The following is a 13,754-nucleotide window of genomic DNA, read 5'->3' as shown; positions in this document are numbered from 1 at the left end:
CAAAATAGGAATGGAATCGATATAATAGTCTATGTTTGTTTGGAGTGATTAACATGAAAATGAACATCCGGGATCTGGTTTCCAAATCGGGACAGGTCCGGTTCACCGAAGACTTGGACATCGGTGGTCTGTTTCAAGGTCAAGGCGATGTGCTTCGGGTCGACCCGCTTCACGTAGACGTGGTAGCGAAGGCCGATTCCGGCATCGTGGATGTGAGCGGGACGTTGACGCTTCCAGTCGAATTCGCTTGCTCGCGCTGCTTGAGCCATTACGGCCAGCGGCTGACGATCCCGTTCCGGGAACGATTTACGCGCGACAAGGAACATCTGGAAGAGGGGGATGACGAGGAAAACGAACTGTTCGTGATGGAGGAAGACGTCGTTGATCTGACTCCGTTCGTCGAAGAGGGCGTTCATCTCGGATTGCCTTACATTCCGCTGTGCATGCCCGAGTGCAAAGGCTTGAATCCGGAAACAGGGGCAAATCTGAATATCGATCCCGCGGCCGTACCGGAACCGCGCATCGATCCGCGGTTGGCCGTGTTACAGCAATTGTTCGACAATGGGAACGAGAAATAAGACTCTGAGAAGGAGGTGGGAATATGGCAGTTCCATTTCGTAAAACATCGAAAAGCACCCGTGACAAGCGCCGTACTCACTTTAAATTGTCCGTACCAGGTATGGTAAAATGCGACAATTGCGGCGAACTTAAGCTCGCTCACCGCGTATGCAAAGTTTGCGGTACTTACAAAGGCAGAGAGATCGTCAAGCAATAACAATTACAGGCAGGACGCAAAAGGTACTTCATTTCGATGAGGTGCTTTTTTCTTTTCCGAGGGAGAAGCAAGGGGAGCCGGCCGACCCGGATGACGTTCGCGGGGCCCGCTTTGCAGGATTGGGCCTTTCTTTTTGGACGGGAATTTTATATACTAACGTTTAGTACCTGGTAACAATCGATTCGTCGATTCATATAATGAACTGCAAGTGTACGAAGAATTGAAAGTAGGTGCGCGATATCGAACGAATGCCGAAGCGCCAAAGACAGCAGCTGCTGGCAAAAGAACTCGAGCAAAACCCGTTCGTCACCGACGAGGAGCTGACGCGGACGTTTAAGGTCAGCATTCAGACGATCCGTCTGGACAGGCTGGAGCTCGGCATTCCGGAGCTTCGGGAACGTCTGAAGCTGATGGCCGAGAGAACGTACGATCAGGTGCGGTCGCTTCCTCTGCATGAGGTAATCGGGGACGTAATCGATCTGCAGCTCGACAAAAGCGGGATCTCGATGTTCGAGATCCGGGAGGAGCACGTATTTTCCCGGACGAAAATCGCCAGAGGCCATCATATTTTCGCTCAGGCCAACTCGCTTGCGATCGCGGTCATTAATAACGAGATGGCGCTGACCGCTGCAGCAGACATCCGGTTTATCCGGTCCGTTAAGCTGGGGGAGAAATGCATAGCGAAGGCGTATGTGAAGTCGATCTCCGGCCAGAAGGGGAAGGCCAAGGTCGAAGTTTTTACATACGTCGGTGAGGAAACGGTATTCCAGGGCAATTTTTTAATCTATCGATTCGCTAATGAAATGAGCGAAAGAGAGGAACAGCTGCATGCGAATCGCGATTGATGCCATGGGCGGCGACAATGCGCCGCGAACGACGGTGGAAGGAGCGCTGCTTGCGGCGCGGGAGTGGAGCGACGTTCAAATCATTCTCGTCGGGGACGAAGCGCAGATCGCCGCTTTTATGCCGACAGGTTCCGTGCCGACCAACGTGACCGTGCACCACGCCTCCGATGTCATTGCGGCCGATGACGAGCCGGTGCGTGCCGTCAGGCGCAAAAAAGACGCCTCGATGGTCGTAGCCGGGCGATTGATCCGCGAAGGCGCTGCCGACGCCATGATTTCGGCGGGCAATACGGGAGCGCTGATGACGACGGGGCTGCTGATCGTCGGCCGCATTGACGGCATCGAACGGCCGGCGCTTGCGCCCATGCTGCCGACGATGGACGATTCCGGCGTCCTGGCACTGGATCTCGGTGCCTATATGGACGCATCTCCGCATAATTTGCTGCAATACGCCGTAATGGGCAGCATATACAGAAACAAGGTGCACGGCCTTCAGAAGCCGCGCGTCGGTCTGTTGAACGTTGGAACGGAAGCGATGAAAGGCAATGAGCTGACCAAGCAGGCCTATCCGTTACTCGAACAGGCTCCGATTCATTTTATCGGCAACGTGGAAGCGCGCGACGTGCTGCAGGGCGCCTGCGACGTGCTCGTTTGCGACGGGTTTGTCGGCAATATTTTGCTGAAATCGATGGAAGGCACCGCAGGGACGATTTTCTCCGTACTGAAAACGGAGTTTACCCGTTCGTTTTTCAGCAAACTGGCGGCGGCGGTTCTGAAGCCCGGCCTGGTCGCATTTAAGAAAAAAATGGATTACAACGAGCATGGAGCGGCTCCGCTCCTCGGAATTGAAGGGCTCGTGCTGAAAAGTCACGGCTCCTCGGATGCAAATGCGATAAAAAATGCGGTTCGGCAAGCGCGTATCGCCCTTGCGAGTCGCCTGGTTGAGGCGATTTCAACGGAAACCGGCAGGAAGCGAGATGGAAAAGAATGAATGGGATACCGGTAGGCATTTTGGGGACGGGCATGTACGTGCCGGAGCGTGTGCTTACGAACAAAGAATTAGAACAAATGGTGGAGACGAACGACGAATGGATCGTCAGCCGTACCGGCATCAGCGAGCGGCGGATCGCGGCGAAGGAGCAGGCTTCCTCCGATTTGGCATATGAAGCGGCTCTCGAGGCGCTCGGCAATGCAGGCTTGTCCGCTGAAGAGCTCGACCTGATCATCGTCGCTACGGTAACGCCGGATATGTCGTTTCCTTCGACGGCGTGCGTGCTGCAAAGCCGGCTGGGCGCGAAAAACGCGGCGGCGTTCGATTTGTCCGCAGCTTGCTCCGGGTTTATTTACGGATTGGCCAACGCTTCCGGACTGATCTCCAGCGGCATGTACAAAAACGCGCTGGTGATCGGAGCCGAATGTTTGTCGCGGATTACCGACTATACGGACCGCAACACCTGCATTTTGTTCGGAGACGGCGCCGGAGCGGTCGTGATCGGCCAAGTTCCGGAAGGGCGCGGTTTCCAATCGTTCGTCCTCGGGGCGGACGGCTCGGGCGGCGAGCTGCTGAAGGCGCGCGCGGGGGGCTCCCGGGACCCGATCACTCGGGAAGTGCTGGATGAGAAACGCCAGTTTATCTATATGGCCGGCAAGGAAGTTTTCAAATTTGCGGTAAAAATTATGGGAAGTGCGGCCGAGGAGGCGCTGGTCAAGGCGGGAATCGACAAATCCGAGATCGATCTGCTGATCCCGCACCAGGCCAACATCCGGATCATCCAGTCGGCTCTGGAAAGACTCGAGCTGCCGGAAGAGAAGTGTGTCGTTAATATTAACCGGTACGGCAACGTGTCCGCGGCATCGATCCCGATCGCACTCGCGGAGGCGGCCCGGGAAAACCGGATTAACCCGGGCGACAAGCTGCTGTTTGTCGGCTTCGGAGGCGGCTTGACCTGGGGCGCTTCCGTGCTGGTCTGGTAAGAGGAAGAACTTAAGAGCGTCGAAAGGAACGGATACGGCCCATGAAACGAATCGCATTCGTATTTCCCGGCCAGGGGGCGCAAGCCGTCGGTATGGGAAAAGATTTTTACGACAGCCACGAAGGCGCAAAGCGCGTCTTTGACCAGGCGGATGAGTCGCTTGGCTTTAAGCTGTCCGAACTTATTTTTAACGGTCCGGAAGACGAACTGAAAAAGACGTACAACACGCAGCCGGCGCTGCTTACGACCAGCATCGCGATTCTGGAGGCGGTGCGCGAACTCGGCGTGGAGCCTGATTTCGTAGCCGGCCACAGCTTGGGCGAATACAGCGCGCTGGTCGCCGCCGGAGTGATGAGTTTCGAGGATGCGGTACGGACCGTGCGCGCTCGGGGACAATATATGGAGCGGGCGGTTCCGAGCGGCCAAGGCGGTATGGCGGCGGTGCTCGGAGCGGAGCGGGAGAAGCTTGCGGAATTGTGCCGCGCGGTGAGCGGCGAGACCGGAGTGGTCGAGATGGCGAACGTCAACTGCCCGGGGCAGATCGTCGTATCCGGCAGCGCCGAAGGCGTCGCAGCCGTCGTAGAGCGAGGCAAAGAGGCCGGAGCGAAACGGGTTATCCCGCTTGAAGTCAGCGGTCCGTTCCATTCTTCGCTGATGCAGCCTGCAGCCGACGAGTTGGCGAAAACGCTGGAAGCCGTGCCGATGCAGGATGCGCGCATCCCGGTTGTCGCCAACGTGACGGCAGACTCGGTGCTTCAAGCCGGCGATATCCGCCGGCTGCTTGTCGATCAGGTCGTCTCCCCCGTTCTGTGGGAAGACAGCATAACGTGGATGATCGCGCAAGGCGTCGATACGTTCGTCGAGATCGGTTCCGGTACTGTACTGGCCGGTCTGATTAAAAAGGTGGATAAGCAAGTCCGGGTCGTCTCCGTAGGCAGCCGGGAAGGGCTGGAGAAGCTCGCCGCCGAACTGCAGGCGGCACGTTCTTCGTCTTGAAAGGAGGAATCGCGATGTTGGAAGGAAAAGCGGCGCTTGTAACGGGAGCTTCCCGCGGCATTGGCCGGGCGATCGCCATCAGTCTTGCGGAAGCGGGGGCCGACGTAGCAGTAAACTACTCGGGGAGCGAACAAGCCGCCGAAGAAGTGGTGCGCCATATCGAAAGCTTGGGACGCCGCGCGTTCAAAGTGAAGGCGGACGTTGCGTCCTCGGCTCAAGTCGAAGAGATGGTCAAGCAGGTGCTCGATCAATTCGGCAAGCTGGATATTTTGGTCAACAATGCGGGAATTACGCGTGACAATCTGATCATGCGAATGAAAGAGGAAGAGTTTGACCAAGTTATGAATACGAATTTGAAAGGCGTTTTCAACTGCATCAAAGCGGTAACGCGTCCGATGATGAAGCAGCGTTCGGGTAAAATCATCAATATTTCCTCCGTCGTAGGCGTGCTCGGCAACGCGGGACAGGCGAATTACGTTGCGGCGAAAGCCGGCGTAATCGGACTCACCAAGTCGGCCGCCCGGGAGCTGGCTTCCCGGAACATCGCCGTGAATGCGGTCGCTCCCGGATTTATCGAGACGGATATGACCGACAAGCTGACGACGGAGCAGCGGGAGCAGATGCTGCAGCAGATTCCGGCCGCAAGGCTCGGAAAGCCAGAGGATATCGCCCGTGTCGTTCGTTTCCTCGCTTCGGACGATGCCGCATACATGACCGGTCAGACGATTCATGTCGACGGCGGCATGTATATGTAAGGAGCGGCGTCGAAAACGCCCGTTCCGTGTCCGAAGCTGCAAGGTTATCGGACAGGTATGGCATTTTGTTTTCTTTTCTCGTATAATACCATGGAGGAGGTGAACCGGATGTCCGACATTTTTGACCGCGTGAAGCGCATAGTGGTCGATCGCCTAGGGGTTGAAGAATCTGAAGTCACCCTCGAAGCATCTTTCAAAGACGATTTAGGTGCAGATTCCCTCGACGTAGTCGAATTGGTTATGGAGTTGGAAGACGAGTTCGATTTGGAAATTTCCGACGAAGATGCCGAGAAGATTACAAGCGTAGGAGAAGTAGTAGAATACATAAAGTCTCATACCTAAACAAGCGTTGTAAGTCCCGTTTTCGTCTGAGGAACGGGACTTACTCGTCATTACAGCGCCAACAATTTCTCCGGCGGCGCCGGAGACTCCGAATACAGCAGCAACCCTATTAACCGTCCATTTGTCGAAGAGGTGAGAACTCATGAAACGGAGAGTCGTCATTACCGGGATGGGCGTCATGTCATCACTGGGACACGATCTGGATACATTTTGGAATAACCTGATGGCCGGCAAGTCCGGTGTTTCGGTAATTCAAGCGTTTGATACGAGTGAATATACGACTCACATCGCTGCGGAAATCGCTGATTTTAATCCGGAAGAGTATATGGATAAAAAAGAAGCCCGCCGCATGGACCGGTTCGTGCAATTTGCCGTAGCCGCCAGTCAGTTTGCTATGAAAGATGCGAATTTGGATATTCAGAAGGACACCGATCCGGAACGCTGCGGCGTATACGTAGGGTCCGGCATAGGCGGTCTCGGAACTTGGGAAGAACAGCATAAAATATTGCTGGACAAAGGCCCGAAGCGGGTAAGCCCGTTTTTCATCCCTATGATGATCGCCAATATGGCTTCCGGACAAATTTCGATGCTGTTCGGTGCCAAGGGGCCTAACAGTACGGCGGTAACGGCTTGCGCAACCGGGACGCATTCGATCGGCGATTCGTACAAGCTGATTCAGCGCGACGAAGCGGACGTCATGATATGCGGCGGAGCCGAAGCGACGATCCGTCCTACCGGCATGGCCGGATTTTGCGCGCTGCGCGCCATGTCGACCCGCAACGACGAGCCGGAGAAGGCGAGTCGTCCGTTCGATACCGACCGCGACGGTTTCGTTATGGGCGAGGGCGCCGGCATCCTCATTCTGGAGGAGCTGGAGCATGCGCAGAAACGCGGGGCCCGCATCTACGCCGAAGTGATCGGCTACGGGATGAGCGGAGACGCTCACCATATGACCGATCCGGACCCGGAAGGCGCCGCAAGATGCATGTCGCGCGCGATTCGCGACGCGGGACTGGAGCCTAGCGCGATCGACTACATTAACGCGCACGGTACTTCAACGCCGGTCGGAGACAAGTCGGAGACGACTGCAATCAAGAAAGCGCTCGGCGACCATGCTTATCAGGTAGCCGTCAGCTCGACCAAGTCGATGACCGGACACCTGCTCGGCGCAGCCGGGGGCGTAGAAGCGGTTATCACCGGCCTTACGCTGCATAACGGCAAAATCGCCCCAACCATCAATTTGGACAACCAGGACCCTGAGTGTGATCTCGACTACGTCCCGAACGTTGCGAGAGAAGCGGACGTCCGCATCGCGATGTCCAACTCGTTCGGTTTCGGAGGACATAACGCGACGATTATTTTGAAGAAGTTCGAGGAGTAACATCTCCAAGTGACGACACTCACTCCCGGATAACGGCGCCTGACGGACGCAACATTCTAATTACCGGTTCCGGACACGAGGGGCGGTGAATTCCGTTGAGATCATTAAAAAGGCTGCAAGCCGATTTAGGAATCGAATTTCGCGAACCGAAGCTGTTGAAACAGGCGTTTACCCATTCGTCTTATGTAAACGAGCAGCGTTCGGCCGATATACGGGATAACGAACGTCTGGAGTTTTTGGGGGACGCCGTGCTGCAGTTGACGGTATCCGAATATTTGTACAACACCTATCCGGACCGGCCTGAGGGCGAACTGACCCGGCACCGCGCGGCGATCGTATGCGAACCGTCGCTGGTCCAGTTTGCCGAAAGGCTCGATTTCGGCTCCTGCGTCTTCCTTGGCAAAGGGGAAGAGCTGACCGGCGGAAGGTCGCGTCCGGCGCTGCTTGCGGACGTGTTCGAGTCTTTCGTCGGAGCGTTGTACCTGGATCAGGGACTCGGCGCGGTGCGTGCATTTTTGCAAACGCATCTGTTCCCGTACTTGTCCCAGGATACGATGGTGCTGTCGGGAGACTACAAGACGAAGCTGCAGGAATATACGCAGCAGCGCGGAATGGGGACGGTGGAATACCGGATCGTGGAAGAGCGGGGTCCCGCTCACGACCGGGAATTCGTCTCCGAGGTGTGGATGGACGATCAGAAGCTGGGCTCCGGCCTTGGGCGTTCCAAGAAGGATGCCGAGCAGCGGGCCGCCTCTCAGGCGCTCGCCAAACTTACCTCCTCGCCCAAAGCGTAGCCCGCAACGGATGCGGCGGCACTATGCGGGAACAAGCGGCGAAAGCCGCTTTTTTTCACGAATGGAACTTATACATTGACGGGCTCTCCGCCAAGTATCCGATAAACGCAACGAAGCTAAAGCCCCACGTTGTGGGGTTGTTTTTCTTCGGTACGGCAGGATTCCGCTTCGAAAGAAGCAAAGTGGTTGTGCTTATTCAGCATTAGGAGCGATAAGAGTTGTTCGAAACCGCTATTCGGGAAGCCGATATAGGCCGGAGCCGGAGTAAGCTTGCCTTGTGCGGCTGCCGGAACGCCGCCGCTCGGCTGGAAATACGAAAGCGTCGTCGAAATAACGGTACCGAATGACCCTTATCCGGATCGCAAGGGGGAGAGGTGTCCTCAGCGGGACAGTCCGCTCGAACCGCCGCGCCCTGACCAACCTTGACAGAGCCGAAAGCGGGCGATTTTCGCGTTAAGGCATATATGCTACAATGAAAGGCAGGCTGCAGGTCCGCAGCGGCGTTAAAGTCCGTTGAAGCGGCTGAAAGGCAAGGAAGAGATCGGGTTTGATGAATGGAATAGGCTTTAGCTCGCGGTTTCGTTGAATACACCGTGTCGACCTCATCAGATTTAAGGCATAAACCGTACATAAGAGCCGTGACCATTTTTTTTAATAGTTTGAGGTGAAGCTATGTTTTTGAAACGTTTGGAACTGGCCGGGTTCAAGTCGTTCGCCGACAAGACGGAGCTGGAGTTCGTCCAGGGCATTACTGCCGTAGTAGGGCCAAACGGCAGCGGCAAGAGCAATATATCCGACTCGATTCGCTGGGTGCTCGGGGAACAAAGCGCGCGCTCGCTTCGGGGCGGCAAGATGGAAGATATCATTTTCGCCGGAAGCGACGCCCGCAAGGCGGTAAACTACGGCGAAGTTTCGCTGACGCTCGATAACTCCGACGAATCGCTTTCGCTCGGATTTAACGAAGTTACCGTGACGCGGCGCATCCACCGCAGCGGGGACAGCGAATATTTTATCAACAAGCAGGCGTGCCGGCTGAAAGATATAACTGAGCTGTTCATGGATACGGGGATCGGCAAGGAAGCGTATTCGATTATCGGACAAGGGCGGATTGAAGAAATTTTAAGCACGAAGTCGGAAGACCGGCGGGGGATTTTCGAGGAAGCTTCCGGCATCGTCAAATACAAATCCCGTAAAAAGGAAGCGGAGAAAAAACTGGCCGACACGGAGCAAAATTTGCTGCGCATCCACGATCTTGTATCCGAGCTGGAAGATCAGATCGAGCCTCTGCGCGATCAGTCGGAGAAGGCGATCCGCTATAAGCAGTTGAAAGAGCGGCTGAAAACGAGCGAAATCTCGATGTATGTCCATCAGATCGAACAGATTCACCAGTTCTGGTCGGAAGCCAGCGAGAAGCAAAATGTGCTGCGCAAAGAAGAACTGGAGCTGTCCACGATCGTCAGCAAGCATGACGCGCTGCTGGAGAAGGAACGGATGGAAGCGCGACGGCTGGAGGAGGAGATCGACCGGCTGCACGAGACGGTGCTGCGCCTGAGCGAGGAATTCGAGAAATGCGAAGGACAGGGGGAAGTATATAAGGAACGCGACAAAAACTTGCGCAGCAACCGCAGTCAGCTGGAGCAGACGATCGAGGCGCAGGAGAAGCGGATCGGCGACAAGAGGACGGAGGCTGCCGCGTACCGGGACAAATATACGGCGCTTCAACTGGAAGTAGACGAGCTGAGATCCAAGCTGACGGAGGAAGAAGAGCGGTTGCTTGGCGTCGCCGGCGGGGTTAGCAGCGCTGAGGAAGAAGACCTCAAGGCGGAGCTGCTGGAGGCGCTCGGACGGACTGCCCAAGCGCGTAACGAAATCCGCTATGCGGAGCAAAATCTGGAATCGCTCGCTCGGCGGATCGACCGGCTGGAGGAGGAACATGCCAAATGGTCCGGTCAGCATGAGCAGATCGTCCGCAAGCGCGTGGAACTGCAGGAGGCGGCCGGGAAGCTGGCCCGGGAGCTGCAGGCGGGCCGCGACCGGTTCGTCGAGCTCGGGCAGGAGCTCAAGGCGAAGCAGGAACTGCTCGGCGAGGCGCAAGAGACGGTCCGCAGATGGGAGCAGAAGCTGGAGGCGCAAGTTTCCCGGCGGGACACGATGCGCGAGATGCAGAACGATTACGACGGCTTCGCCCATGGGGTCAAAGAGGTGCTCAAGGCGAAAAGCCGCTCGGACGGGCTCAGAGGGATACATGGCGCGGTAGCGGAGCTCGTGCACGTGCCGGCCGAAGTGGAGACCGCAATCGAGACAGCGCTGGGCGGCGCCCTGCAAAATATCGTCGTCGAAAACGAGGCGTCCGGACGGGAAGCGATCGCCTTTCTAAAGCGCAGACAGTCGGGCCGGGCTACGTTTCTGCCGCTGGACGTCATACGCGGAAGATCGATTCCGGAGCATGAGAAGTCGAATGTGACCGGGATGGACGGTTTTGTCGGGATTGCCGTGCAATTGGTGCGTTTTGACGCCAAATACGACAATATTATGTCCAGCCTGCTCGGCAACGTTATCGTGGCAGAGAAGCTGGAGGAAGCGAACCGGATTGCAGCCCGCTGCCAATATCGGTACAGGGTCGTCACGCTGGAAGGCGACGTCGTTAATCCGGGCGGCTCAATGACGGGCGGAAGCCTGCAGAAGAAGTCGTCCAGCCTGCTTGGTCGTCAGCGCCAGATCGAGGAGATGGACAAAGAAATCCGCACCGCCGAAGGGCAGCTGGCTGAGCTTCGCAAAAAGCTCGAGCAACTGCGGCGCGAGCTGTCGGAAGGAAACCGGACGCTGGACGAGCTTCGCCAGCTCGGGGAACGGCAGCGGCTCGAGGAGCAGCAGCTTCGCGCTCAGCTGAGCCAGTTGGACAGCGAAGGGAAAAATGCGGCCGAGCATACGGTGCTGTATTCGCAAGACCATGCGGCGCTAACGGCTGAGCGCAGTGAGTACGAGCAGAAGAAGCAGGCGGCGGCGCTGTCGCTGGAGACGCTGCGTCAGGAAGAGGCGGATTTGCAGCAGGCGATTCGCGATGCCGAGCTGAAGCGGAAGGCGAAGGAGTCGGCGAAGGAAGAGCTGCAGGTGCAGTTGACCTCGCTGAAGGTGAAAACCGCTTCCGTCAGCCAGGAGAAGCAGTCGCTCGAAGATCAGCTGCGCCGGTTCGAGGACGACTTGACGGCGACGCAGCGTGAATGGAGCGGGAGCAAAAAGCTGCTGCAGCAAATCATTCAGGATTTGGACGCCAACGATGCCGAGACGGTCAAGCAGATCGAGCAGCTCAATCATTTGCGGCTTAAAAAGCAGGAAGCGGCCGAGCAGATGGATTACAAGCGGGCGGAGCGGGCGAAATGGGTGCAAAAGCTGGAGGAAGGCGAAAGCTTGACGAAGGAGCAGCGTACCCAGCTGAAGCAGGTGGAGGAACAGCTTCGCCAGACGGAAGTGCGTGTGGCCCGCCTCGACGTCGAGCTTGATAACCTGCTCAAAAAACTGGCCGAAGAATACGAGCTGAGCTATGAGCTGGCCAAGGAACGGTATCCGGTACCGGAAGACGTCGCTGCGGCACAAAGCGAAGTGAAGGATCTGAAACGGCAAATTTCCGCGCTGGGCGACGTCAATTTAGGCGCAATCGACGAGTACCAGCGGGTCAATGAGCGGTTTCAGTTTCTCTCCGCCCAGAAAGACGATCTGGTGGAAGCGAAAACGGCGCTGTATCTTGTCATTCGCGAGATGGACGAAGAGATGTCCAAACGGTTTAAGACGACGTTCGACGCGATCCGCTCGCAGTTCGTCGGCGTATTCGTCAAGCTGTTCGGCGGCGGCCGCGCCGATCTGATCTTGTCCGAGCCGGAGCGGATGCTCGACACCGGCATTGAGATCGTCGCCCAGCCGCCCGGGAAAAAGCTGCAAAACTTGCAACTGCTGAGCGGCGGAGAGCGCGCTTTGACAGCGATGGCGCTGCTGTTTGCGATCCTGCACGTGAAGCCGGTGCCGTTTTGCGTGCTGGACGAGGTGGAGGCGGCGCTCGACGAAGCGAATGTCAGCCGGTTCGCCGAATATTTGCGTGAATTTGCCGGACAAACCCAATTCATCGTCGTTACTCACCGCAAAGGAACAATGGAGACGGCGGACGTGCTGTACGGCGTTACGATGGAAGAGGGGGGCGTATCGAAGCTCGTCTCGGTGCGGCTTGACGACGAAGACGTAATGACCGCCTAGGGCGGGAGCAGTTGGACGATATTGATAAGGGACGGTTGGGAAACGATGAGTTTTTTTAAGAAGCTGCGCGACAGCATCGCCTCGAAGGCGGAGACGGTTACGAACAAGTTCAAGGAAGGGCTGAGCAAAACCCGCTCCGCTTTCGTCGAAAAGGTGGAGGAGCTCGTTCTCCGGCGGAAAAAAATCGACGAGGAATTTTACGAGGAGCTTGAGGAAATCCTGATCTCGGCCGACGTCGGCGTCAACACGGTAATGGAGCTGATCGAGGAGCTTCGTGGCGAAGTGCGCAAGCGTAAGCTGGAAAATCCGGCGGATTTGCAGCCGGTATTGTCGGAGAAGCTCGTCGGCATGATGCAGGGGGCCGAAGACAGCAGCTTGAACATGGCGGCAAGGGGAATGACCGTTATCTTGTTCGTAGGCGTCAATGGCGTCGGCAAAACGACGACGATCGGCAAGCTGGCCCACCGCTTCAAGTCGGAAGGGAAAAAAGTGCTGCTTGCGGCAGGAGACACGTTCCGGGCGGCGGCGATCGACCAGCTGGAAGTATGGGGCCAGCGTGCCGGCGTCGATGTCATCAAGCATTCCGAAGGCTCCGATCCGGCAGCGGTGATGTTCGATGCGATCCAGGCGGCGAAAACGCGGGGCGTCGACGTCTTGCTGTGCGATACGGCGGGCCGTCTGCAGAACAAGTCGAACCTGATGGATGAGCTGAACAAAATATACCGGGTGATCCGCCGGGAAATCCCGGACGCGCCGCACGAGACTTTACTCGTCATCGACGCGACGACAGGACAAAATGCGTTGTCGCAAGCGAAAATGTTCGGCGAGAAAACGGGCGTCACCGGTCTCGTGCTCTCCAAGCTGGACGGCACGGCCAAGGGCGGGATCGTCATCGCGATCCGTCACGAGCTGAACATTCCGGTCAAGCTGGTCGGACTCGGCGAGAAGATCGATGATCTGGAGCAATTCGATTCCGAGCAGTTCGTTCATGCGTTATTTGCCGGTTTAATCCAGAAAGAAACGGCTAACGAGGCGTAGTCGATTTAACAACGAAACAGGTATTGCTCCTTAAGGTCCCTTGCCTGGACGGGAAAAGACGGTCGTCTTATCCTTCCGGCAGGGCCTTTTTGTCGTTTTCGGCAGAACCTCGGCGGATAGTCACGACAAAGGACAAAACCGTTGTAACGGATCTATCCATTGACTGCAGCGGCAGTTAAGGGGAAGATAAACGGTATACGCACACTTTTCACAGCTAAGGGGATGTAAGCATGGAAACGAAATCAACAACGTCTGCAAACTACGAACAATTTGCGCAGCTCGACATCCGGGTCGGGACGGTCGTTTCGGCCGAGCCTTTTCCCGAAGCCCGCAAGCCGGCGATCAAGCTGACGATTGACTTCGGACCGCTCGGCATAAAGCGGACTAGCGCGCAAATTACTACCAGATACGAGCCGCAAACGCTTGTAGGAAGGCAAGTGACGGCAATTGTGAACTTCCCGCCCAAGCGGATCGCCGGCTTCATATCGGAAGTGCTTGTTCTTGGCGGCGTACCCGGCGAGGGGGATGTTGTCCTGCTCCGTCCGGACGAGCCCATTGCTAACGGGACTCCAGTCGCTTAAGCAGCGCCAGCGGGAAACGCCGGTATGTG

13 protein-coding genes are annotated in these 13,754 nt (G+C 56.8%); all 13 read left to right on the top strand.

Translation table 11 applies throughout. The features are described from left to right. The first annotated feature begins 53 nt into the window (after positions 1-53). The 13 genes from PV433_RS13090 (at position 54) to csaA (ending at position 13,725) form a co-directional block, all read left to right on the top strand. Positions 54-578 (top strand): YceD family protein, encoded by a 525-nt coding sequence (locus PV433_RS13090; protein ID WP_190927838.1) that lies wholly within the window; start codon positions 54-56, stop codon positions 576-578. 23 nt (positions 579-601) lie between these two features. Then, the gene (rpmF, locus tag PV433_RS13085; RefSeq protein ID WP_190927840.1) at positions 602-775 is read left to right on the top strand and encodes a 50S ribosomal protein L32; all 174 of its coding nucleotides are present in this window, start codon (positions 602-604) and stop codon (positions 773-775) included. Between the two features lie 248 nt (positions 776-1,023). Continuing rightward, positions 1,024-1,620 carry a transcription factor FapR gene (fapR, locus tag PV433_RS13080; protein WP_190928017.1) on the top strand — a complete coding sequence of 199 codons (597 nt, stop codon included), beginning with the start codon at positions 1,024-1,026 and terminating at the stop codon, positions 1,618-1,620. Next, positions 1,604-2,611 (top strand): phosphate acyltransferase PlsX, encoded by a 1,008-nt coding sequence (gene plsX / locus PV433_RS13075; protein WP_332072541.1) that lies wholly within the window; start codon positions 1,604-1,606, stop codon positions 2,609-2,611. The genes fapR and plsX overlap by 17 nt, the downstream gene beginning before the upstream one ends. Further along, complete coding sequence (locus PV433_RS13070) at positions 2,608-3,594, top strand: beta-ketoacyl-ACP synthase III (RefSeq protein ID WP_223836580.1); 987 nt, start codon at positions 2,608-2,610, stop codon at positions 3,592-3,594. Before plsX ends, PV433_RS13070 begins: the two co-directional genes overlap by 4 nt. 41 nt (positions 3,595-3,635) lie before the next feature. Beyond that, on the top strand, positions 3,636-4,589 hold the full coding sequence (fabD, locus tag PV433_RS13065) for an ACP S-malonyltransferase (protein ID WP_332072540.1): 954 nt from the start codon (positions 3,636-3,638) through the stop codon (positions 4,587-4,589). Positions 4,590-4,603: 14 nt separating this feature from the next. Continuing rightward, positions 4,604-5,344, top strand: coding sequence for a 3-oxoacyl-[acyl-carrier-protein] reductase (gene fabG, locus PV433_RS13060; protein WP_332072539.1), 741 nt, complete (start codon positions 4,604-4,606; stop codon positions 5,342-5,344). A gap of 108 nt (positions 5,345-5,452) precedes the next feature. Continuing rightward, a complete protein-coding gene (gene acpP / locus PV433_RS13055; RefSeq protein WP_138877913.1) occupies positions 5,453-5,686 on the top strand; it encodes an acyl carrier protein in 234 nt (77 codons plus the stop codon). Between the two features lie 142 nt (positions 5,687-5,828). Next, positions 5,829-7,067, top strand: coding sequence for a beta-ketoacyl-ACP synthase II (fabF, locus tag PV433_RS13050; RefSeq protein WP_332072538.1), 1,239 nt, complete (start codon positions 5,829-5,831; stop codon positions 7,065-7,067). Between the two features lie 95 nt (positions 7,068-7,162). Further along, positions 7,163-7,861 (top strand): ribonuclease III, encoded by a 699-nt coding sequence (rnc, locus tag PV433_RS13045; RefSeq protein ID WP_332072537.1) that lies wholly within the window; start codon positions 7,163-7,165, stop codon positions 7,859-7,861. A 672-nt stretch (positions 7,862-8,533) separates the two neighbouring features. Further along, the gene (gene smc / locus PV433_RS13040; RefSeq protein WP_332072536.1) at positions 8,534-12,106 is read left to right on the top strand and encodes a chromosome segregation protein SMC; all 3,573 of its coding nucleotides are present in this window, start codon (positions 8,534-8,536) and stop codon (positions 12,104-12,106) included. A gap of 45 nt (positions 12,107-12,151) precedes the next feature. After that, positions 12,152-13,144 (top strand): signal recognition particle-docking protein FtsY, encoded by a 993-nt coding sequence (gene ftsY / locus PV433_RS13035; RefSeq protein ID WP_332072535.1) that lies wholly within the window; start codon positions 12,152-12,154, stop codon positions 13,142-13,144. Positions 13,145-13,374: 230 nt separating this feature from the next. Beyond that, positions 13,375-13,725, top strand: a complete 351-nt coding sequence (gene csaA / locus PV433_RS13030; protein WP_332072534.1) for a chaperone CsaA — start codon at positions 13,375-13,377, stop codon at positions 13,723-13,725. Positions 13,726-13,754 lie beyond the last annotated feature (29 nt).

This window comes from Paenibacillus sp. GYB004, assembly GCF_036577605.1.
Lineage (GTDB): Bacteria > Bacillota > Bacilli > Paenibacillales > NBRC-103111 > Paenibacillus_AB > Paenibacillus_AB oceani.
This window is presented reverse-complemented; position numbering and strand designations above follow the sequence as displayed.